This window comes from Kribbella jejuensis (assembly GCF_006715085.1).
Lineage (GTDB): Bacteria > Actinomycetota > Actinomycetes > Propionibacteriales > Kribbellaceae > Kribbella > Kribbella jejuensis.
The window spans coordinates 1,209,578-1,231,544 of the sequence record NZ_VFMM01000002.1; the positions used below are offsets into that span (position 1 = coordinate 1,209,578).

Below are 21,967 nucleotides of genomic sequence, written 5' to 3' on the forward strand. Positions count from 1 at the left end.
TAGTGAGCCCGCGCCGGCTCCGGAAGATCTCGAATGTGAGCTGGATCACATCATGTCTGCCTGACGGCAGCTCGTTCGACGGTCTGTCAGAGAGAGGAGTTAGCTGATGGAGAAGGTCGTTTCGAAGGACGGCACCGAGCTCGCGTACGACGTGACCGGTAGCGGGCCGGGGCTGGTACTGATCGCCGGGGCATTCACCGGCCGCGCGTACTTCACGGAGTACGCCGAGGCGCTGTCGTCGGCGTACACGGTGGTCAACTACGACCGGCGCGGGCGCGGCGACTCCGGTGACACTGCGCCGTACGCCGTGGAGCGTGAGTGGGAGGATCTGGACGCAGTGCGGTCGGCCACTGACGCTCGGTATGCGTGTGCATTCTCGTCAGGGGTCATGGTGCTGCTCCAGGCAGGCCTGCCGTTCGAGAAGCAGGTGGTCGTCGAGCCGCCGTTCCGCGTCGAGGGCGCACCGCCGGTGCCGGAGAGGTACGTCGAGCGGCTACAGGAGTACGTGGCCGCTGGGAACCCTGGTGGTGCGGCCGAGCTGTTCATGGTGGAGGCAGTCGGTCAGCCGCGGGAGGTGGTCGACCAGATCCGCCAAACGCCCATGTGGTCCGGTATGGAGGCCATGGCGCCCACACTGCTGTACGACGCACTTCAGATGCGGGACAGCGCCGTACCGACAGAGCTTCTCGCGTCTGTCGACGTACCGACGCTCGGGCTCTACAGCAACGCCAGCCCGGAGTGGCTGCAGCGGTCGGTGCGCGAGACGGTGGCTGCCCTGCCGCACGGCACTGTGGACGGTCATGACGGCACTTTCCACACGTTGCCCCCGGAGACGCTGGCGAAGGCCCTGACGAGCTACCTGACCACTAGCTGAGCCGGTCTGCTCAAAAGGCGTTTCAGACGCGGTGCCAGCGGTCGCTCGACGCCGTAGTGCAGAGCGGCCGCGACACCGACCATCAAGAGCATCGTCGCGGCGACCAGGAGTACGTGGTTCACCTGGTCGCCGAGGCGTTCGAAGATGATGAACCCGACGTGCGCGTGTACCAGGTACAGCGGGTAGGTGAGCGCGCCGAGTACGGCGAACCACGGCCGGCCGAGGCGGTGGGTGAGCTTCAGCGCGATCGCGAGCATGACCGCGAAGATCGCCACGATGATCGCGACGACGACCGGGCGGTGGATGGCGGTGTGGTACCGGATGCCGACCCGGTCCGCGAACCCGATACCGCGATAGATCGCGTTGCCGAGCGAGATCGCGACGATTGCCAGCCTCTGCCGTGTCACGCCGTACCGGTGGATCAGGCAGAGCGCCATCCCGGCGATGAAGTAGTGCGCGAACTGGGTGTTCAGCACCAGATCGGTTGCGTGCGGCAACAGTCCCGCCTGGTGGATCACCGTCGCCGTCAGCCAGGCCCAGCAGAAGATCGTGACCCGGCGCGCGGTGATCCCGATCCAGGTCAGCACCAGGATCATCGCGTAGAACCGGAGCTCGGCCCACAACGTCCAGTAGACGACATCGACGTTCTGGATGTTCGGCAGCGAGTTGAACATGGTCAGATTCGCCAGGTACTGCGGGAGCGTGACCGGGAACCGTCCTTGGCTGAACGCCACCGACACGAGCGCGGTCAGCGTGACGGCGACCCAGTACGCCGGATACAGCCGGACCGCCCGCGAGACGAGGAACGATCGCGGACCGCGGTCCCACGCGCTGAGCAGGACGACGAACCCGCTGATCGTGAAGAACAGGTCGACACCGAGGTACCCGTACCGCGCGACCACGTCGACGTGCGGGAACCGCAGCCCGCTCAGCCCACCGGCGTACGCCGAGAACAGGTAGTGGTACCCCATCACCGCGACCGCTGCGAAGATCCGCAACAGATCGACCTCGTGCAGCCTGCCGCGCGTAGGTTCCACAACCGTCCTCTCCTCGAGCCGCGCACCAGTCTGCCTATGCGACCCGAGCCGATCGTCAGCCCGGAGCACGATCCCGTCGTGCTACCTGCGGATGACGGACGGGTCCTCGGTGACGAGTCGGTTGTAGGCGGCAAGTACTTCGGCGGGGATCGCGACGTGGTCGATGAAGTCGCGTCCGTTGGGGCCGTAGACGTCGGGGGACAGGCGGTGGATCTCGCCGAGCAGGAGCGAGCGGAAGCGTTCGCGGGACCAGATCTCGGGTCGGCCAGGGCCGGCGCTGACGTGGTCGGGGCCGATCCACGGAATGAGCGGGGCGTGGCTGAGCAGCGTCGTACCGGGCAGGTCGGCGAACGCGCGCTCGAAGCAGGCGTGCGTCCGTCGCTGCATCGTCGGGTCCTGAATCAGCAGCAGGGTCTTCGGGGTGTCGATCAGCCGCCGGGTGAAGTGTGCGTTCTCGCCGCAGTTGGTCGACTGGTCCTCGACCACGATCTGATCCGCGCCGACTCCGAGACCGAGCAGCAGGTCCCGGAAGACGTGCGCCTCCGGTCGGCCGGTGGCGAGATCGAGCCCGCGTCGCCGGACCGCATCGTCCAAGTACTGCGTGGAGTGGCCGATCCCGCCGCTGATCAGGACCGGCACGCCGTGCGTGCGGTGTGCCTCCGCCGCAACCTCGACCGATTCGAGAACGGCAGAGCCCATCAACACGACGACGTCCACCGGCTGTTCGACCGGATCCCGGCGCGCGAGGTATCGCGCGATCACCTCCTCAACCAAAGCTCACGCGCTCCCGGTAGTAGTCGAGCAGTTGCTTGTCGCCCTCGACCGTGGTGCCGGCGTCGCTGCGCTTGTACAGGTGTAGCAGCAGGTTGGTGACCGGACCGTGGACCGTGACCGCGGTCGGCTCGTCGCTGTGCCGCCAGCGGATCACGTTACCGGTCAGGTCGACCACCCACGACTGCTCGGGGGCGGTGTACTTCAGTGTCCGTCCCGCGCCGAGCAGCTCGCGCATCCACGGGTGCACCTCGAAGTGGAACGGCAGCGCGCCGAGCTCCATCCACTCGTCGATCCCGTCCGTCGCCACCGCTGGCTCCAACTTGTACTCGATGCCGAGTGCGAGTGCCGCATCCGCCCGATGCATTGCGGTCTCATGCGTCATCCGCCGTGCGGTGAATCGAGTCGTCGGGTTGTCGATCGGCATCGTGATCGGTACGTCGGGTCCGGCCGCGCGGAGCGCCTCCGCCAGGTCGTGCGCACCGTCGACGATCCAGCCGGCCAGCTCGCGGACGGCGTCGTCGGTGCACTCGTCGGGATCTGCGTACCAGTGGGTCGGGTCACGGAACTCGTCGTCGGGCGGAGCCTCGCCGGTCCGCGCGACGACCGCGGCCTCGCGGTGCGCACCGCCGACGTGGCGAACCAGCTGGCCGACGTTCCACCCGGGGCAGGACGGGACCGCCGTACCGAGGTCCTTGCCGTTGGCAAGGTGTCCGGCCAGTAGCTCGGTCTGCTCGACGATCAGTGCGCAGTGCCGCTCGAAGTCCATCTACTCCTCCTTGGTTTCACCTCTGGTCGGAGCTGTCGGCGGCATCTTGACATCAGTTGGGCAGGCGCATCGGCATCAGGATGTAGGCGGCGTCGGTTGTGGGTGTGTCCTCCTGGGAACGTAGGCCGGTCAGATTGGCCGGTTTGGTCGGTTGGGTGAAGGCGAAGTGCGCAATCGGAGTGCCGAGCGACGTCAGGCCGTCGAGCAGGTAGCCCGCGTTGAAGCCCGTCACCACCGGCTCGCCGGTGAGCGTGATCCCGACCGCTTCAGAGGCCTGTGCCTCCTCGCCGTTGCCCGCGTCGAGCGTCGCTGTCCCATCGGCGAACGTGATCCGGACCGGCGCTGACCGCTCCGCGACCAACGCGACCCGCTTGACCGCCTCGACCAGCGCGGCGGTCTCCACCGTGACCGTCGTCGTGATCGCACTCTCCGTCGGGATCAGGCCGCGGACCTTCGGGAACTCGCCGTCGATCAGCCGGCTGGTCGCATGCCGGCCGCCGCCCTCGAACCCGATCAGCCCGTCCCCGGTGCGGGTCGAACCGAGTGCGAGCGTGACCTCGTGCGCGGCCATCGCCTTCGCCACGTCGAGCAACAGCTTCGCCGGGACCAGCGCGTTCGTCTCGACACCGGCGTCGACCGGCTGCCACGGGAACGTCCGGACCGCGAGCCGGTACCGGTCGGTGGCGAGCAGCGAGATCGCCGAGCCGCGGATCTCCAGCCGGATGCCGGTGAAGACCGGCAGCGTGTCGTCGCGCCCGGCGGCGCTCACGACCTGGGCAACCGCGCGCGCGAACTCCGCGCCGTCGACCACGCCGCTCGCCGCCGGGGTCTCCGGCAAGGGCGGGTATTCGTCGAGCGGCAACGTATGAAGCATGAACCGCGCGGCTCCGCTGCTCACCTGAACCCGAGCCGTCTCAGCGCTCAGATCCACCGAATCACGCGGCATGCTCTTGCAGATGTCCGACAGCAACCGCCCGGACACCAGCACCCGGCCTTCGTCGGCGACCTCTGCCGGCACACTGACCTGCGCCGAACTCTCGTAGTCGAAGCCGGACAGCGTCACCTGACCGTCCGCGGCGTCGACCACCATCCCGGCGAGAATCGGCACACTCGGCCGGCTGGGCAGCCCACGAGCCACCCAGCCGACTGCCTCGGCCAGCACCTCACGCCCGACTCGAACCTTCATCCTTGACTCCTCCCCATCGAGAGGAATCACTCAATCAGGCGCCGCCGACAGTTTCCGAATCAGTGCCTCAGTAGACGGTGACCCCGTACGCCGAAGCCGCTTCGGTCACCGGCTGGAAGAACGTCGTACCGCCGGACGTGCAGTCGCCACTGCCGCCGGAGGTGATTCCGAGCGCCTTCGTGCCGTCGTACAACGGGCCGCCGGAGTCGCCCGGCTCGGCGCAGACCGTGGTCTGGATCAGTCCGCCGACCCTGCCACCGCTGGAGTACCGGACGGTGACATTGAGTGCCGTGACCTTGCCGCTGTGGACGCCTGTCGTGGAGCCCTTGCGCGTCACACTTTCGCCGACGAAGGCGTTGGCGGCAGTGAAACCACCCGGGTGGCTGAGCGACGTGTTGGTGTACTGCACGAGCGCGTAGTCGTTCCCCGGGAAGCTGTAGCCGACGGTCGGGCCGATCACAGTGCTGTGGTTGGCGTTGGTGTACCAGGTCTTCGCGACCTTTCCACAGTGGCCGGCAGTCAGGAAGTAGTAGCTGCCGCCCTTCTGCACGTTGAAGCCGAGCGAGCAGCGGTACTGACCGCCGTAGATCGCATCGCCCGCTGCCAGCAACGGCTTGAAGACGCCCTTGCTCCTGTTGACCTGCACACCGTCGCGCTGCAGCGATGCAAGATCCTTCGCGGAGACCGTGCTGTCAGCTGTGACCACGACCTTGCCCGCGGACGCGTCCGTGTACCAGGCGACTCCTCGTACTCCGGACTGCTCCACGGCTGCCTGTGCCGCAGACAGTCGTGCGGCGGGCGACGGGGCCTTGGCCTCGGCCGGCAGGGCGCACAGGGACGCGGCGACTGCGCCCACGACAACCAGCAGTTGAGCTGTACGACGCATGCGTGACGTACGTTCGATCCTCACTTGTCCTCCAGAGGCTTCACGGGACCGAGTGGGCGGGGTCCCTCGAACGTCGGCCGGTGAGGACGGGTAGCCGCGCTGTCATCGGCTGACAGACGACATGTTCCCGCGTACGCGCCGCGTCAACCAGACCTCAGCCGAACGAGACCCGCTGCACCCGGTCAGCCTCGCCTCGGGTCAGGACGAGCGCCGACAACGCCCCTGGTACGACGCTGCCCGGATCGTGCTCCGCCCGAGCCACCACGTCCGGCCAGCGCCGGCAATGCGTCTCCATACTTCCCGCCCGGACGACGCGACCGCGCGCCCACTGCCCCGAACGCGCCACATCACCCGGTACGTCGAGCAGGATCAGATGCAGCGGTACGCCGGCCCACCGGGCGCGCCAGCCGATCAGCCGCCGCGCCCAGGGTCGGGTAGCGCAGTCGTGGATCACCATGGGACCTTGGCCCCGCCGCATGGAGCTCAGGAGCGTCACGTAGTACACAAGGTGCACCAGCGGACGCCACAGCGCGTACGGGAGTACTCCCAGGACAGGCATCCAGCGTTCGCGGATGTGGGCGGAGTCGTACACGCGTACAGGGCTGTCCGCGAACACGCGCCGCAAGAACGTGCTCTTCCCGGCGCCGGGTATCCCGGCGAGTACGACCACCGCGTCGACCGCGTACCGCAGCTCCCGTCCCCGCAGTACTCCTTCGATGACTGTTGTGTGCACGACATCCGCCCTTCCAACCGGTACGGGTTAGACGAACGACGGTCATGGATCGCCCCGTGAAGCGACTGAGAAGTCGCTAGGAACTCGCTGAGAGCAGGTCCCGGCGTTGGTGCATGCGACCGTGGCTGTCGAGCTCGACGACGGTGTCCACACCGATCCGTTCCAAAAACGCGAAGTCGTGACTGACCACGAGGAGCGCACCGCGGTACGCGTCCAGAGCCTCGGCGAGCTGCTCGACGCTGGCGATGTCCAGGTTGTTGGTGGGCTCGTCCAGGACCAGCAGCTGAGCCGGCGGCTCCGCCAGCAGAAGCCGAGCCAGCGAGACACGGAAACGCTCGCCACCGGACAGCGTGCGCACCGGGCGATCCGGGCTGTCTCCTCGCAACAGCAGTCTGGCGAGCTGGTTGCGAATGGTGCCGACCGGCAGCCCGGGAGCAACTTCCTGCACGTTCGCTATTGCACTCGCGTCATTGTCGAGCCCGTCGAGCCGCTGCGGAAGGTAGCCGACCAGCTCCGTCAGGAGGCGCCCGTGCGGCCTACCGGGCGTCGCCGGCACATCCCGGACCAGGTGGTCGATCAGGGTCGACTTGCCGCTGCCGTTCGCTCCCACGAGCGCTACCCGCTCAGGGCCTTGCACCACGACGGTCCGGTTCTCGTCGTACAGCTCAGCGATACGCCGCCCTCTTGGCACATCAGGGTCTGGAAGTACGAGATGGATGCTTTCGTCCTGCCGCACCCGGGCGTCCGCCGCGTCGAGAGCCGCCTGTGCCGCCTGCACCTTGTCGTCGAATGTGGAGCGCATCGCACCCGCCGACGCCTGTGCCTTGCTGGCGCGGTTGCCTGCGAGGATCTTCGGGATACCGCCTTGCTGCTGTGTCTTCTTGGCGGTGCGCTCACGGCGTGCGAGTTTGGTCTCCGCCTCCACCCGCTGGCGTTTCTCGACCTTGAGCGCTTGCTGCGCGGAGCGTGCGGCTTGCACGGCTGCGGCCTGCTCCTGTTCCTGGTGCTCCTTCCAGGCGCTGTACGGACCGCCGTACGTCGCGAGAGTCCCGGCGTACAGCTCGGTCGTGTTGTCCAGATGTTCCAGCAACTCGAGGTCGTGGCTGACCACGACGAGCGTCCCGGGCCATTGGTCGACGAACTCCGCCAGCTTCGCGCGGGTCGGCCGGTCGAGGTTGTTGGTCGGCTCGTCGAGCAAGGTGATCGGAGTACGGCGTACCCGCAGCCCGGTGATCGCGATGAGCATGGCTTCACCGCCGGACACCTCCGCCACCCGGCGGTCGAGGTCCCCGGCCGAGAACCCGAGCTGGTCCAGCGCCTCAGCGGCGCGGGCCTCGATATCCCAGTCGTCGCCGACCGTGTCGAAGTGCCGCTCGTCGGCGTCACCGGACTCGATCGCGCGGATCGCGGCCACGATCGCGTCGATGCCGAGCAGTTCGGCGACCGTGGCTTCGTGGCGGAGCGTGAGCGTCTGCGGCAGGTAACCGACCTCGCCGGCGGTGTCGATCTGGCCGGATGTCGGGCGCAACAGGCCTGCGATCAGCCGGAGCAGCGTCGACTTGCCGGCTCCGTTGCGGCCGATCAGCCCGGTCCGGCCGGTGTTGATGGTGCCGTTCACCCGGTCCAGCGCGACGGCGCCGTCCGGCCATTCGAAAGTGAGGTCGCGCAGCGTGATTGCGGACTTGGAAGCCATGGGTCTGCTTTCTTCCCGGGCGAACGCCACGGGGATCGAGGCCGGGCGCGCCGAAGCGCACGCCGACCAGGGAGAAGGATCAGCGCGGTCGAACGTGCCGGGCAGACCATGTCGACGCCTCGAAAGGCGGACAAGCAGAGCGGTCGGGGGCCACCGGCAGTTCGGTGGCTAGATTCTGTCGACCTCGATCTCCACGAGCCCAACCGTACCAGGCGGCAGTTAGCTGTCCGTAAGCGTGCGGACTGCCCACATCCGCGGTCAGGTGTCACCATCGGGTTATCCGCTCGCGCGGGGGGAGGGGGAGGTGCCGTGGGTTCCAGTACCGGCGTACGGCGAATTCCGACGTACTGCCCGCTGTGTGTCTCGAAATGCGGCGCGATCGCGACCGTCGACGACGGTCGGTTCGTCTCGCTGGCGCCCGATCCGTCGCACCCGACGGGGCAGGCGCTGTGCATCAAGGGCAAGGCCGCGCCGGAGCTGGTGAACCATCCGGACCGGCTGCTGTACCCGCTGCGGCGAACCGCGCCGAAGGGCGCCGCGGATCCAGGCTGGCAGCGGATCGGCTGGGACGAGGCTCTCGACACCATCGCGGCCCGGCTGACCGGCGTTGCCCGCGACCACGGCCCGCAATCGGTGGTGTTCGCGACCGCGTCGCCGTCGACGTCGGCGATGTCGGACTCGATCGACTGGCTGAACCGGCTTCGGCAGGCTTTCGGCAGCCCCAACCTCGCGGTGTACATGGAGCTGTGCGCTTGGGGCCGAATCGGAGCGCCGGTGTTCACGTTCGGCGCCGCCGTGCCCGGTACCTACATGCCAGACCTGGCCAACGCGGGCTGCATCTTGTACTGGGGATACAACCCGTCTGTGGCCAGGCTCGCCCATGCCACCGCGACCACCGCCGCACTGCGCCGCGGCGCCAAGCTGGTCGTGGTCGATCCCCGCCGGGCCGGCCTTGCGAGCAAGGCGGACCACTGGCTGCGGGTGCTTCCCGGGACGGACGCGGCGCTGGCGCTCGCGATGATCCACGTCATGCTCGAGCGCGGCTGGTACGACGACGACTTCGTACGCCGCTGGACCAACGCCCCGCTCCTCGTCCGCACCGACACCGGCCAGCTGCTCCGTGCCGCCGAGGACCCGAACCTGTACATCGCCTGGGACGAAGGCCTTGGCCGACCAGTCACCTACGAGCCGTCCACCGGCCGGTACGACGCGGACGCGTCGCACCTGGCACTGACCGGCTCGTACGAGTTGCCCACGCCGAACGGGCCTGTTCCATGCCGTCCTGTCTTCGCACTGCTGGCTGAGGAGTGCGCACGGACAACACCCCAGGTCGCCGAGCAACTGACAAGCGTGCCCGCGGCATCGATCGAGGCGGCCGCACGAACCCTGTGGGAGTCGCGGCCCGTCGCGTTCTACACCTGGAGCGGTCTGGAGCAGCACAGCAATGTCACCCAGACCGTCCGTGCGATACACATCCTCTACGCGCTCACCGGCTGCCTGGACGTACGGGGCGGCAACGTCGCGTTCACACCGGTACCAGCCAATCAGCCGGCGCCGATGGCAGCTCTAGGTTCTGCACGCGCTCTCGGGTTCACCGAGCGTCCACTCGGACCTGCAGGGTTCGGCTACGTCACCGGCTCGGACCTGTACGCCGCGGCGTTGGACGGCCAGGTGCGAGCACTCGTGACGTTCGGTGCGAATCTCGTGATGGCTCACGGCGACAGCGCCCGCGGCCGGGCGGCGCTGTCCGCGATCGACTTCGTCGTACACGCTGACCTCTTCCTCAACCCGACCGCCGACCTCGCCGACATCGTGCTGCCGGTCGCCAGCGGGTTCGAGAGCGAGGCGCTGCGGATCGGATTCGAAACCGATCAGGCGGCACAATCGCTCGTCCAGCTGCGTACTCCGGTCGCGCCTGCCCGCGGAGAGGCGCGGTCGGATCTGCAGATCATGTTCGCGCTGGCCGCTCGTCTCGGGCTCGGTGAGCAGTTCTTCGACGGCGACGTCGAGGAGGCGTTCCGGTACCAACTCGAGCCGAGCGGGATCAAGTTGGAGCAGTTGCGCGAGGACCCGGCCGGAGTCCGCGTTCCGCTCAGCACCCGGTACCGCAAGTACCGCTCCGGCGGCTTCCGGACGCCGACCGGCAAGGTCGAGCTGTACTCCGAGACGCTTCTCGCCGCGGGGCACCCGCCGCTGCCGGCCTACCTCGCGCCGAGCGCCGGCGCCGGGGCGTTCCCGCTCACCCTGACCTCCGCGAAGTCGCTGTGGTTCTGCGAGTCGCAGCACCGCGGCATCCCGGGCCTGCGTCGATCCGCGCCCGACCCGCAGGTCGAGATCCACCCCGACACCGCCGGCCGCCGAGGGATCGCCGCCGGCGACTGGGTCAGGATCTCGACACCGTCCGGCAGCGTCCGCGCCCGCGCCAAGTTCAACGCGAACCTGGACCCGTCGGTCGTCTGCGGCCAGCACGGCTGGTGGCAGCCCTGCCCCGACCTCGACCTCCCCGGCTACCCGGCTGCCGGACCCGACAGCGCCAACCTCAACCTGATCCTCCCGCAGCAACCCGCCGACCCAATAAGCGGCAGCTCCCCACTCCGCGCATCCCCGTGCGAGATAACACCACTGAGTTCGGCTGTTACTCACTAGGGCAAGAATCACTGCGTGATGTCCACGACCCCGCGCCGGCCGGCTGAGGACTGGAGATTCGATGAACCTCGACGATCTGGGTTGGCGGATTCTCGACGGGGGTGCCTGTGCGTGGTTCGATGTGCCTCCGCATTCGGCCGGCGCAGCGCTGGCGCTGGTCGATCGGATCGCCGGGTTGACGGACGAGCACGGCCTCCCGGACGTGAACTGGCGCACCGATGGGATGCGGGTCCGGGTGCCCGGTTCCGTGATTCGTACTCCCTACGAGCAGGCGGTGCAGATCGCGGCGGCCGCCAAGGACCTGGGGCTGACTCCGGATCCGGCAGCACTGCAGACTGTGGGGCTTGCGATCGATGCCGTCGACCCGGTCGCTGCCAGCACGTTCTGGCAGGCCGTGCTCGACTACGAACCGGTCTGGCCGAACGACCTCACCGATCCGCTGCACCGGGATCCGGCGATCTCGTTCGAGCATCTCGACGAGCCGCGTCCACTGCGCAACCGGATCCACGTCGACGTCAGCCGCGAACCCAACGCCGTCGAGGCGGTCAAGGCTGCCCTCGGCCGCGATGCCTACGGCCCCTACGGGCTCACCATGGCCGACGGCGAGGGCAACGAGCTCGACCTGGTCCCGGGCGATGAACTCTCACCGGAGCCGGCGACGGCCGACTGGCGCATCCAGTTCGGCGCGATGACGTTCTATCCGACCACGTCGCCGGAACAGGCGAGTCGCCTCACCGCCGTCGTTGCCGGCCTCTCCCAGAACGCGGGCGTACCGCTCCTGGTGGATCTGCGAGCGGACGGTGTCACAATCGACAGCGGTAAGGACCAGTGGGAAACCGATCGGGGTGGCGCCGATCCCCGGTTCGTCGCTCTGGCCGCCCGGATCCAGACCGCGGCCCGCGAGCTCGATCTCACGCCGGACCCGTCCCGGCTGCGCTTCGTACAGCTCGGTTTCGACGCAGTCGATGTCCCTGCGGTACGGGCGTTCTGGACGACACTGCTCGGTTACCGGCACGACCCGCGCCCGTTCGTGACCGATATCTACGACCCGCGACGGATCAACCCGGTCCTGTTCTTCCAGCAGATGGACGCGTCCGACGTGGAACGCAGGCAGCAGCCGAACCGCATCCGCCTCGTGCTCGGCGTACCCTCCGACCAGATCCAGTCACGTATCGACGCGGCACTCTCGGCCGGGGGACAGATCCTTGGTGAGCAGCGGCTGGAGCACTACACCCTGGCCGACCCGGAAGGCAACGAGGTCGACCTGATCCTCCCGCCTTGGCAGCCCCAACAAGCGTGAAGACCCGCCCTTTCACTGCAGGGCCCTTCACGATCGAGGCTGTAGTCGCTTCGGGACCTGCGAGGACGCACGTCACGAACGGGTGGCGCGCCCGGCAGTGTTGTGGTTCAGGACATAGGCGACAGATGTCTCAAGTCATAGGCGACATGTGTCTCGGGTGATCGGCGACAGGGCTGGTGGGCTGGATGCTCGGGCATGTCGAAGGCTCGGTTGGTCATCACGGCGTTGTTCGTGGAAGGACAGACGGCGTCTGAGGTCGCCGCCCGGTATGGCGTGCACCGGGCATGGGTCTACAAGCTGAAGGCCAGATATCTGGCCGAGGGCGAGGCGGCGTTCGAGTCACGGTCGCGGCGGCCGAAGACCTCGCCACGGGCGACGCCGGCCGCGACGGTCGAGCTGGTGCTCGCGTTGCGCAAGCAGCTGGCCGAGACCGGCCTGGACGCCGGCGCGGACACGATCGGCTGGCACCTGCAACACCACCACCAGACCACGTTGTCGCGGGCGACGATCCACCGGATCCTCACCCGGCACGGCGCCGTCGTCCCGGATCCGGGGAAGCGGCCGCGGTCGTCGTACCTGCGATTCTGTGCGGAGCTGCCGAACGAGTGCTGGCAGTCCGACTTCACCCACTACCGACTCACCCGCCCCGACGGCTCACCCGGCATGGATGTCGAGATCATCACCTGGCTGGACGACCACTCCCGCTACGCCCTGCACGTCTCGGCCCACGCCCGGATCACCGGCCCGATCGTGGTCACGTCGTTCCGCGAAACCGTTGCACAACACGGCATCCCGGCCTCCACCTTGACTGACAACGGCATGGTCTACACGACCCGGCTGTCGGGCGGGAAAGGCGGCCGCAACGGCCTCGAGACCGAACTCCGCAAGCTCAACATCGTGCAGAAGAACTCCCGGCCCAACCACCCGACCACCTGCGGGAAAGTGGAGCGGTTCCAGCAGACCCTGAAGAAATGGCTCCGCGCCCAGCCCGTCCAGCCCGCCACGATCGCCGAGCTCCAGGCGCTGCTCGAGGTCTTCGTCGACGAGTACAACCACCGCCGCCCGCACCGCTCACTGCCCCACCGAGCCACCCCCGCGGCCGCCTACCACGCCCGCCCCAAAGCCGGCCCGACCACCGACCGGACCGGCGAGGTCCACCACCGCGTCCGCACCGACCGCATCGACGACACCGGCGTCGTCACGCTGCGCGTCAACGGCCGCCTGCACCACATCGGGATCGGGCGAACCCACGCCCGAACCCACGTCCTGCTCCTCGTCCACGACCTCCAGATCAGGGTCGTCGACGCCGCCACCGGCGAACTCCTCCGCGAGCTCGTCCTCGACCCCACCAAGGACTACCAGCCCACCGGCAGACCACCCGGACCCGTCCCCAAACGAAACAGGTGAACCCACAAATCGTGGGTTCACCTGTCGCCGATGTCTTGAGACATCACAGTGGCGCGCCCGGCAGGATTCGAACCTGCGACCAACGGATTAGAAGTCCGACGCTCTATCCAGCTGAGCTACGGGCGCGTGGCAGGGAAGAGTCTCTCAGATACCTGGGTGCTCGCGCCTCCGGGTTCCCGAACATCGGGGTCCGGGCGGTGGCGAAGTACAAGGTTGTCGTTCCATCCCGGTAACGCTGAGTGGGTGGTTCTGCCGCTGGATCTGGACCCCAACTAGGCTGCGGTGCATGAGTTACCACTCACCAGGCCCGTCCGGCACGCCGCAACCCGCGGCGGGGTCGGCGTACTCGCCCGGCGGCCCCTACCCGCACCCGAACGTGCACGGCAGCCATCCGGTGCCCGGGCAGCGGCGCAACCAGGGGGTGCTGATCGGCATCGTGATCGCGGTGGTGTTCGCGATCGCGGGTCTGGTGATCTTCGGCATCGTGGCCAAGTCGACCGGCGCCGGCGGCTTCACCTGGGGCCTGGTGTTCGCGTTCGTCCCGGTCATCCCGGTGATCGCGCTGTACCTCTGGCTGGACCGCTACGAGCCCGAGCCGACCCGGTACATCGTCTTCGCGCTCTGTTGGGGCGCGTTCATCGCGACTCTGGTCGCGATCTTCATCAACACCGAGGTGTCGCACCGACTGGCCGAGACCGGCGTCGGCGGCGACCGGTCCGCGGTCTTCGTCGCGCCGCCGGTGGAGGAGTTCGCCAAGGGCTCCGTGATCCTGCTGCTGGCGCTGCTGCGCCGCAAGGAGTTCGACGGCATCATCGACGGTCTGGTGTACGCCGGGATGGTCGGCGTCGGCTTCGCCTTCACCGAGAACATCCTGTACTACGGCCGCGTCTTCAACACGCTCTCCGAACAGTCCGGCAGCGACGCGGGTCTGCGTGGTGCGTTCGCGCTGTTCATCATCCGCGGTGTGATCTCGCCGTTCGCGCATCCGTTGTTCACGTCGTTCACCGCGATCGGAATCGGAGTCGCGATCAGGCACCGAAGTACGGTCGTACGCTTCCTCGCTCCGGTCGTCGGGTACCTGGCCGCCGTACTCGCGCACGCCTCGTGGAACGCGTCCGCGAGCTGGGCGGGCGGCGGGGGCTTCATCCTCGCGTACCTGTGCCTGATGGTGCCGCTGTTCATCTGCCTGGTGGTCTTCGCGCTGGTGATGCGATCACGGGAGGGCCAGATGATCGCGTCCCGGTTGTACGACTATGTGCGGTTCGGGTGGTTGGTACCGCAGGACGTACCGCTGATAGCCACGCTCCGCGGCCGGAAGGCGCTGCGGCAGAACGCCAGACGGTACGGTCCGCAGGCGGAGGCGGCCGCGAAGGCGTTCCAGCACAACGCGACGGAACTGGCGTACCTCCGCGACAAGATCGTCCGCCAAACCATCGGCCCCGAGGCCCTCGAAACCGAAAAAGCCCTCCTCGACGAACTCCGCGACCGCCGCCCCAGCGTCCCCTTCCCCCCAATGCCCGCCTTCGCCCAAGCCGCCCCGCCCTACGCCCCCACCCCCCACCGCCCCATGGGCCCAGGCGCACCGATGGGCATGGGCGGCCCGGCCGCACCGATGGGCATGGGCGGCCCAGGCGCCCCGATGGGCCCGGGCGCCCCGATGGGCCCGAGCGGACCGATGGGGCCGGGCGGCCCGGCTGACCCGGGTGTACCAATGGGCCCGAGCGGGCCGATGGGTCCGGGCGGCCCGGGTGGTCCGGGCGTTCCGATGGGTCCAGGCGGTCCTGTGGCCGCAATGGGTCCGGGCGGACCTGTCGCTCCGATGGGCCCAGGTGGTCCGGGTGCGCCGCTAGGCCCAGGTGGTCCCGGCGTTCCGATGGGTCCGGGTGGGCCTGGCGCTCCAATGGGCTCGGCCGAAGCCTGGGCGCCCATGGGGCCAGAGTCTTCGATAAGCGCCAGTGGTCCCGGGCCGGGTGTTGCGATGGGGTCTGGCGACCCTGGTCTCCCGCCGGCTCCGGGCTGGGCTGGACCCCCGATGGGGTCTGGTCGACCGGCCGACCCGCTGGGTCCGAGCGGACGCGGTGCGCCATTGGACTCCGGGCGACCGGCGCCGGGTGCCCCGATGGAATCTGGAGGATCCGTGTTGGGTGCTCCTGGAGCCGAGGACCCGGTCGCAGACGGACAGTTATCCGCAGACTCAGCGTCCAGGGGATCGACGTCCGATGGGTCGCGGCTCGACGGATCGGCCTCCGGTGGCTCGCTGTCCGACGGATCGGTGTCCGGTGGGTCGCTGTCGGCGGGCCCGGTGCCGGGTGGGCTTGTGCCGCCGGCGCCGCCCGGGCCGATGGGGTCCGACCGGGAGATTGCGGGTACTGGGGCCGAGGACGGGCAGGCGCCGTACGAGCGGGCGCACGACGCCGTACCGCCCGAACACTCCGGGTATCCGTCCGGGCAGTCCGGTCCCTCGGCCGGTCAGCCTGGTTACCCGCCGGGACCCCCTGGTCAGCAGTGACCGGCGGGAGGATACGGTCCGTATCCACCACCGCAGTGACTGCCACCCGTCCACGCCGCCAAACGGGGATGACGATGACTTTGCTTCTGCGCTGTCCGACCGGGCACTCTGTGCTCGTGGGCGGACGCCGTGGCTGACACCAGGTCAGCAGCTGGTGAAGGTTCGGAACCGCGGGTTCCGAACCAGGATCAGCCTGCCCAGGAGCTGGCGAACCTCATCGCCCAGTCCACCCCCAAACCCCGAGGCTTCTGGCGCCGCCGCCGCAAAAAAACCCCCGACGACGTCACCCCTCCGTCACCCCCCACCCCACCCGACAGCTCCACCAACGGCACGCCTGTCGCGCCCACCAGCGACGACCCGTCCGGATCCACCGCCGACGACACCTCGAGCTCGGCCGCCACCGACGCCTTCTCGGGCGCGGACGCCACCGACGGCTCCTCCGACACCACCGTCGACGGAACTTCCGGTACGCCCGCCGCGAAGGACTCCGGTACGCCCGGCGCCGACGGTTCCTCGGGGTCCGGCGCGGAGGACTCATCTGGAACACCCGCCGACGGCACCCCCGCGTCTACCGGCGACCGCTCTCTTGGTACGCCGACTGACGGCGCCGAGGCCACCAGCACCGCCGCGGGTTCCCCTGACACCACGAACGCGAACGCCGCCGACGCGGATCGGTCCGACGCGAATGAGGTACCTGCCACCTCGGCCGCAGCAGCTTCTGCGACAGGCGAGTCCGCGGTCGCCGACGCGCAGGCGGATGCTTCGGAGGCGCCGGGTGCTGACTCCGCGGCGGCCGGCCCCGACGTGCACGGCTCGGAAACACAGACTGAACGCGGCGCAGAAGGGTCTGCTGGAGATGAGTCCGATGGGCCCGACTCCGATGCGGCCGCGTCAGGTGCGGCTGTTTCCGCCGAGGCTCAGGCGACCACTCAGTCGCCACAGACGGCCGAGCCCTCTGAGACCGCTGGCAGCGCTGAATCAGCCTCCTCCAGTGAGGCGTCAACCACTCCAGCAGCCGGCGACGGCTCCTCCGCCGAAGTGGCCCGCGGCTCGGCAGACCCGGAGTCCATGGACGCCGACGTGGCGGAGAACGCGGTTGGTGAGGGCTCGAGCGGTACGTCGGCGGGTGACGCTCCCGCCGTACCGCCGGACACACGCGAGGAGCGCCCCCGTCCAACTGTCGGCGTCGTGTACGAGCCTGACGAGTCTGCGGATGGCTTCCCGCTTGAGTACGGCGACATCATCATTGGCCTGCCCAAGTCGGACCAGTCGACGGCTGCGGGGGTCTCCGGTGGTGGAGGCGCGGCGGATGAGGCTGAGGGTGGGTCGGCTGATGGGTCCGCTGTGCCTGGCGAGGAGTCGGTGGCTGCTGGCGGTGGCGCAGTAGCCGACGCGGCTGGTCAGTCGGCAGACGGTGGGGCGGCAGAGGACTCGTCGGATGAGGCTTCGGGAGACGCCGCGGCTGATGGCGAGATGGCTGCAGGCGACCAGGTTGAGGTCGGGGCAACTACAGGCGACCAGGCCGGCGATGAGGCGACTGATGGTGGCGCGGTTGACCGTGAGGCGACCGCGGGTGAGCTGGGTGACGGTCCGGCGGCCGAGGCTGACAGTGGAACGCTTGCGGACGACCAGGCTGTTAGCCGGGCCGCGGAAGGCGACCAGGCAGGCGGTGAAGCGGTTGATGGTGGCGCGGTTGACCGTGAGGCGACCGCGGGTGAGCTGGGTGACGGCCGGGCGGCCGAGGCCGGCGCTGAGGCAGCTGACGGTCAGGCGACCGAGGCTGAGGCTGAGATAGCTGATCGGCCGGCGGCTGAGGGCGGTCCCGGTGATGGCGAGCTGGCTGCGGGAGCCGGGGTTGAGGGGGAAGCGGCTGCGGGCGAGGGGGCTGAGGGGCACCCGTCTGGTGGTGAGGCGGTTGCCGGCGAGCCGGCTGAGGGCGAGGCCGCTGGCGGTGAGGCGGCGCCTGAGGGCGAAGCGGCTGATGGTCGGGGGGCTGGCGGAGAGCCTGTTGAGGGTGACCGGGCTGGCGGTGAGAGGCCTGAGGGCGAGGCTGCTCAAGGCGAGGTGGCTGAGGGTGAGCCGGTGGGCGGGCACCTGGCTGGGCGTGAGGTGACTTCGGATGAGGTCGCTGATGGCGGTGGGCTGGTTGCGGGTCAGGCCGCTGACGGCGACCAAGCCGGCGGTGAGCTGGCTGTGGGTGAGGCGGCTGAGGGTCAGCTGGCTGGTGAGGCGGTTGCGGGCGAGCCGGCTGAGGGCGCGGGCGCTGACCGTGAAGCGGCGGCAGGTGACTTGGCTGAGGGACGGGCGGCTGACGGCGAGGCTGCTGAGGCTGACGGTGAGCCCGCTGACGGCGAAGTTTCTCAGGCTGACGGTGAGCCCAGTGACGGGGAGCGCGGTGACGGTGAGGTTGGTGAGGTTGAGGGTGGGGCGGCTGAGGGGGAGTCGGAGGAACTGACTGCTGAGGAGTTGGCTCGGCGGTTGGCGGCTGAGCAGGCTGCTATGGCTTTGATTACTGCTTTGATGAAGTTGCGGGGGGTGTTGGCGGGGAGTCAGTTGCCGCTCGAGGTGGTGGGGGCTGATGAGGCTCGGCAGCAGCAGAAGGCGATGTTGGATCAGCTGGATGACTACTTGTTGCCTCGGCTGGTGCAGTTGGAGGCTCCGATTCTGGCCGTCGTTGGCGGGTCTACGGGGGCTGGTAAGTCGACGCTGGTGAATACGGTGATCGGGAAGGTTGTTTCGGAGCCTGGGGTTCTGCGGCCTACTACTCGGTCGCCGGTATTGATTCACCATCCGGCTGATGCGGACTGGTTTGTGGGCGACCGGGTGCTGCCGGGGATGGCTCGGACGACGGCCGAGGAGCCGGGTGGCATGGAGGATGCGGGGCAGTTGCGGCTGGTTGCGGCCGACAGCGTGCCGCGGGGGCTGGCGGTCCTCGACGCGCCGGACATCGACTCCGTTGTCGAGGCGAACCGGGATCTCGCGACGCAGCTCTTGTCGGCGGCGGATCTGTGGCTGTTCGTCACGACCGCGGCCCGGTACTCCGATGCTGTCCCGTGGGAGTTCCTGCAGAGCGCTTCCGACCGCAGTACGGCGGTTGCGGTCGTGCTCGACCGGGCTCCGAGCGAGACGATCGACGACATCACCGGCCACCTCGCGCAGATGCTGCTCGAACGTGGCCTGGGTGACTCGCCGCTGTTCTCCATCCAGGAGACGGTTGTCGACGGCAACGGGATGTTGCCGCAGGCGGCTGTTGCCGGGATCAAGGACTGGCTGATCGACCTGGCCGCGGACGCTGAGGCCCGGGCTGCCGTCGTCCGCCGGACGCTGCAAGGCGCGGTCAGCGCGATGGTCAAGAAGACCGTGCCGTTCGCGGCTGCGGTCAAGGCGCAGGCCGACACGGCGGTCGAGCTCCGGGCCGCGGCAGAGTCTGCGTACGAGCAGGGCGTGCAGGACATCGCGAAGGCGTGCCAGGACGGGACCGTCATGCGCGGTGAGGTGCTGGCGCGGTGGCAGGAGTTCGTCGGGACCGGCGAACTGCTGAAGGGTCTGCAGTCCAACGGCGGCCGGTTGCGCGATCGGCTGAAGAGCTCGCTCGGCAACAAGCCCGCCGAAACCCGCGACGTCAGTGACGCCATCCAGTCCGGTCTGGAATCCCTGCTGGCTGAGCACGCGACAGCCTCCGCGGAGCGCGCCGAGAAAGCGTGGCAGGAGACCGCGGCGGGGCGCCAGCTCCTGGCGAGCGCCCAGGTCCGCGCCGATGGCGCCGGCAGTGGAGCAGGTGCCGAGGGCAACGATGCCGCGCCGTCGCTCGGTGCGCTGTCGGAGCAGTTCCCGGCCGCGGCGAGCCGGACCGTGCGGGAGTGGCAGGCATTCGTACTCGACCTGGTCCGCCGAGAGGGCGCAGACAAGAAGTCGACGGCGAAGATCCTGGAGTACGGCGTCAACGGGCTCGGTCTTTCGTTGATGGTGGTCATGTTCGCGAGCGCGGCAGGGATCCCGAAGGACGCCGCAGCAAGTGCGGGCGCGGGTAGCGCGGTCGTCGGGCAGCGTCTGCTGGAAGCGGTTTTCGGCGACAAGGCAGTGCAGGGCATGGTTGACAAGGCTCGCGAGGACCTTGACGGTAAGGTTCATGCCCTGATGGATGCCGAATTCGCCCGATATCTGGCCGTTCTTGACCAGCATCCGGTCGACGCCGAGACGGCCAGGCAACTGACCGAGGCCGCGCGCGCGGTGGAGGACTGCACGTGACGGAAACAGTGGATACGGTCGAGACGCCTACCCGGGCGGAGACCGATGTCCTGAAGAAGATCGACGCGATCGAGGTGGCCGCGAAGGCCGGCGACGGCCGCCTGGACCCGGTGGTGCTCACCGAGGCCGCGCAGATCGTCGACCGGGCCGGGCAACGGCTGCGGATGTCCGGCGATCTGACGGTTGTCGCCCTCGCCGGAGCGACCGGGTCCGGGAAGTCGTCGCTGTTCAACGCGCTGACCGGGCTCGACCTGGCCGCGATCGGAACCCGTCGGCCGACGAGCTCGATGCCGCTGGCCTGTGTCTGGGGCGATGAGCCGGCCGGTGAGGTGCTGAGCTGGCTGGGCATCCCACGCCGGCACCAGGTGCAGCACCGCAGTTCGCTCGAGGACGCGCACTCCGAGGACCTCGACGGTCTGGTCCTGCTCGACCTCCCCGACCACGACTCGACCGAGGTCGAGCACCGCCTGATCGTGGACCGGCTCGTCGACCTGGTCGACCTGCTGATCTGGGTGGTGGACCCGCAGAAGTACGCCGACGCGGCGCTGCACAATCGGTACATCAAGCCCTACGCCTCGCATTCCGGGGTGATGGTCTTCGCGCTGAACCACATCGACAAGCTGACGCCGGAGCAGCGCAAGAGCTGCCTCGAGGACCTCGACCGACTGCTCAAGTCGGACGGCCTGAAGTCCCCGACGGTCGTGGCGACGTCGGCGGTCAGCGGTGACGGTCTGGAAGAGATCCGTTCGTTGCTGGTCAAGCGGGTGAGCAACAAGCGCTCCGCGCGCGAGCGGCTCGCGGCCGACGTGGACCGGGTCTCGGACCGGATGGCGAGCCAGTGCGGGAACGCCAAGACGCCGGAGATTGCGGAGGCCGACGTCACGGAGCTCGTCGACGCGTTGTCGGACGCGAGCGGGCTGTCGGTGGTCTCGGACGCCGTACGGCGCTCGTACCTGCAGCGGGCTCGGGCCGCGACCGGGTGGCCGCTGACCAAGTGGGTGGGGCGGTTCCGTCCGGATCCGCTGCGGCGGCTGAGCGGCGACCAGGGCTCGCGTGAGCAGGGCAAGGCGTTGCGCAAGTCCGCCTCGAGCGAGGTCGCGATCGCCCGTGCTTCGTTGCCTGCGGCAACTCCGGTGCAACGGGCCCGGATGGACGCTGCGGTTCGGACGATCACGAACAAGGCTGCCGAGGGTTTGTCGCGGCCGTGGGCGGACTCGGTGCGTACGGCGATCCGCCGGCGCGAGGAGTCGCTCGCGGATGAGCTGGACCAGGCCGTCGCCCGGACGGACCTCGGTGTGTCGAGCAACCCGGGGTGGTGGAGTTTCGCCAAGGTCGTGCAGTGGTTGCTGTTCCTGGTGACGCTCGGCGGTGCCGGATGGCTGATCGCCTTGCTGGTAACGCGAATCGCCAAGCTGAACGATCCGCCGTTGCCGGAGTGGAACGGCATCCCGTATGCGTGGATCATGCTGGTCGGTGGTGCTGTCCTTGGGCTGGTGCTCTCCTTCGTTTGTCGGGTCTTCGCCAGCAACGGGGCCGTACGGCGGTCCCGGCAGGTGGCGAAGGCGCTGCGGGAGGAACTGGTGAAGGTTGCCGAGAGCCACGTTGTCGCACCGGCCCGCGATGAGCTCGCGGCGTACACCAAGTGCCGCGACAGCTTGGCGATCGCGCGCGGATGAGCTGGTGCCGCGCTCCCGGACCGGCGAGGTCCGAGACGCGGCGGCGAAGCTGTCCACGTCTGCTGGGGTGGGGTTGGTCGGCGCGTGTCTGGGTGCGGTGGGGCTGTCCGGGTGCGTTGCGGTGCGGCTGGGGCTGGCGCGTGTCTGGGTGCGGCGGGTCGGTCTGAGGTCTGGTGGGTGGGGTTGGTCGTCGGGCGCCTGGGTGTGGCGGGGGTGTCTGAGGTGCGCTGGG

At 68.8% G+C, this 21,967-nt stretch carries 17 protein-coding genes and 1 tRNA gene; 8 read left to right on the plus strand and 10 right to left on the minus strand.

Going from position 1 to position 21,967, the window contains the following annotated elements:
• Positions 1 to 106: 106 nt before the first annotated feature.
• Positions 107 to 874, plus strand: a complete 768-nt coding sequence (locus FB475_RS25850; protein WP_141859138.1) for an alpha/beta fold hydrolase — start codon at positions 107 to 109, stop codon at positions 872 to 874.
• Here the strand turns inward: FB475_RS25850 and FB475_RS25855 are convergent.
• The 7 genes from FB475_RS25855 to FB475_RS25885 form a co-directional block, all read right to left on the minus strand.
• Positions 856 to 1,911 (minus strand): acyltransferase family protein, encoded by a 1,056-nt coding sequence (locus FB475_RS25855; protein WP_141859139.1) that lies wholly within the window; start codon positions 1,909 to 1,911, stop codon positions 856 to 858. The genes FB475_RS25850 and FB475_RS25855 overlap by 19 nt on opposite strands.
• Before the next feature lie 81 nt (positions 1,912 to 1,992).
• The gene (locus FB475_RS25860) at positions 1,993 to 2,673 is read right to left on the minus strand and encodes a YdcF family protein (RefSeq protein WP_238332408.1); all 681 of its coding nucleotides are present in this window, start codon (positions 2,671 to 2,673) and stop codon (positions 1,993 to 1,995) included.
• Positions 2,674 to 2,677: 4 nt separating this feature from the next.
• Positions 2,678 to 3,451, minus strand: a complete 774-nt coding sequence (locus FB475_RS25865) for a maleylpyruvate isomerase family mycothiol-dependent enzyme (protein WP_141859140.1) — start codon at positions 3,449 to 3,451, stop codon at positions 2,678 to 2,680.
• Between the two features lie 52 nt (positions 3,452 to 3,503).
• Positions 3,504 to 4,637, minus strand: coding sequence for a DNA polymerase III subunit beta (dnaN, locus tag FB475_RS25870; protein ID WP_141859141.1), 1,134 nt, complete (start codon positions 4,635 to 4,637; stop codon positions 3,504 to 3,506).
• A gap of 67 nt (positions 4,638 to 4,704) precedes the next feature.
• Positions 4,705 to 5,547, minus strand: a complete 843-nt coding sequence (locus FB475_RS25875; protein ID WP_238332409.1) for a S1 family peptidase — start codon at positions 5,545 to 5,547, stop codon at positions 4,705 to 4,707.
• Positions 5,548 to 5,677: 130 nt separating this feature from the next.
• Positions 5,678 to 6,256 carry an AAA family ATPase gene (locus FB475_RS25880; protein ID WP_141859142.1) on the minus strand — a complete coding sequence of 193 codons (579 nt, stop codon included), beginning with the start codon at positions 6,254 to 6,256 and terminating at the stop codon, positions 5,678 to 5,680.
• A gap of 76 nt (positions 6,257 to 6,332) precedes the next feature.
• A complete protein-coding gene (locus FB475_RS25885) occupies positions 6,333 to 7,949 on the minus strand; it encodes an ABC-F family ATP-binding cassette domain-containing protein (protein ID WP_141859143.1) in 1,617 nt (538 codons plus the stop codon).
• 309 nt (positions 7,950 to 8,258) lie between these two features.
• Between FB475_RS25885 and FB475_RS25890 the strand changes: the two genes are divergently transcribed.
• The 3 genes from FB475_RS25890 (at position 8,259) to FB475_RS25900 (ending at position 13,302) form a co-directional block, all read left to right on the plus strand.
• Complete coding sequence (locus tag FB475_RS25890; protein WP_202878507.1) at positions 8,259 to 10,595, plus strand: molybdopterin-containing oxidoreductase family protein; 2,337 nt, start codon at positions 8,259 to 8,261, stop codon at positions 10,593 to 10,595.
• Positions 10,596 to 10,656: 61 nt separating this feature from the next.
• On the plus strand, positions 10,657 to 11,895 hold the full coding sequence (locus FB475_RS25895; protein WP_141859145.1) for a VOC family protein: 1,239 nt from the start codon (positions 10,657 to 10,659) through the stop codon (positions 11,893 to 11,895).
• Between the two features lie 195 nt (positions 11,896 to 12,090).
• Entirely contained in the window at positions 12,091 to 13,302 is a 1,212-nt protein-coding gene (locus FB475_RS25900; protein ID WP_141854184.1) for an IS481 family transposase, read from the plus strand.
• Positions 13,303 to 13,351: 49 nt separating this feature from the next.
• On the opposite strand, the gene FB475_RS25905 is transcribed toward FB475_RS25900, so the two are convergent.
• A tRNA-Arg gene (locus tag FB475_RS25905) sits at positions 13,352 to 13,428 on the minus strand.
• 160 nt (positions 13,429 to 13,588) lie between these two features.
• Here FB475_RS25905 and FB475_RS38200 point away from each other — a divergent pair.
• Positions 13,589 to 15,811, plus strand: a complete 2,223-nt coding sequence (locus FB475_RS38200; protein ID WP_141859146.1) for a PrsW family intramembrane metalloprotease — start codon at positions 13,589 to 13,591, stop codon at positions 15,809 to 15,811.
• A 188-nt stretch (positions 15,812 to 15,999) separates the two neighbouring features.
• On the opposite strand, the gene FB475_RS25915 is transcribed toward FB475_RS38200, so the two are convergent.
• Both FB475_RS25915 and FB475_RS36940 read right to left on the minus strand, forming a co-directional pair.
• Positions 16,000 to 16,512 carry a hypothetical protein gene (locus FB475_RS25915; protein WP_141859147.1) on the minus strand — a complete coding sequence of 171 codons (513 nt, stop codon included), beginning with the start codon at positions 16,510 to 16,512 and terminating at the stop codon, positions 16,000 to 16,002.
• A 298-nt stretch (positions 16,513 to 16,810) separates the two neighbouring features.
• Positions 16,811 to 17,707, minus strand: coding sequence for a hypothetical protein (locus FB475_RS36940; protein WP_185759473.1), 897 nt, complete (start codon positions 17,705 to 17,707; stop codon positions 16,811 to 16,813).
• A gap of 223 nt (positions 17,708 to 17,930) precedes the next feature.
• Here FB475_RS36940 and FB475_RS36945 point away from each other — a divergent pair, with 223 nt between their 5' ends.
• The 3 genes from FB475_RS36945 (at position 17,931) to FB475_RS25925 (ending at position 21,735) form a co-directional block, all read left to right on the plus strand.
• Positions 17,931 to 18,266: a hypothetical protein gene (locus FB475_RS36945; RefSeq protein WP_185759474.1), complete on the plus strand. Its 336-nt coding sequence runs from the start codon at positions 17,931 to 17,933 to the stop codon at positions 18,264 to 18,266.
• A gap of 380 nt (positions 18,267 to 18,646) precedes the next feature.
• Positions 18,647 to 20,059, plus strand: a complete 1,413-nt coding sequence (locus FB475_RS25920; RefSeq protein WP_238332410.1) for a P-loop NTPase family protein — start codon at positions 18,647 to 18,649, stop codon at positions 20,057 to 20,059.
• Complete coding sequence (locus FB475_RS25925) at positions 20,056 to 21,735, plus strand: GTPase (protein ID WP_141859148.1); 1,680 nt, start codon at positions 20,056 to 20,058, stop codon at positions 21,733 to 21,735. Before FB475_RS25920 ends, FB475_RS25925 begins: the two co-directional genes overlap by 4 nt.
• The last annotated feature ends 232 nt before the right edge of the window (positions 21,736 to 21,967 follow it).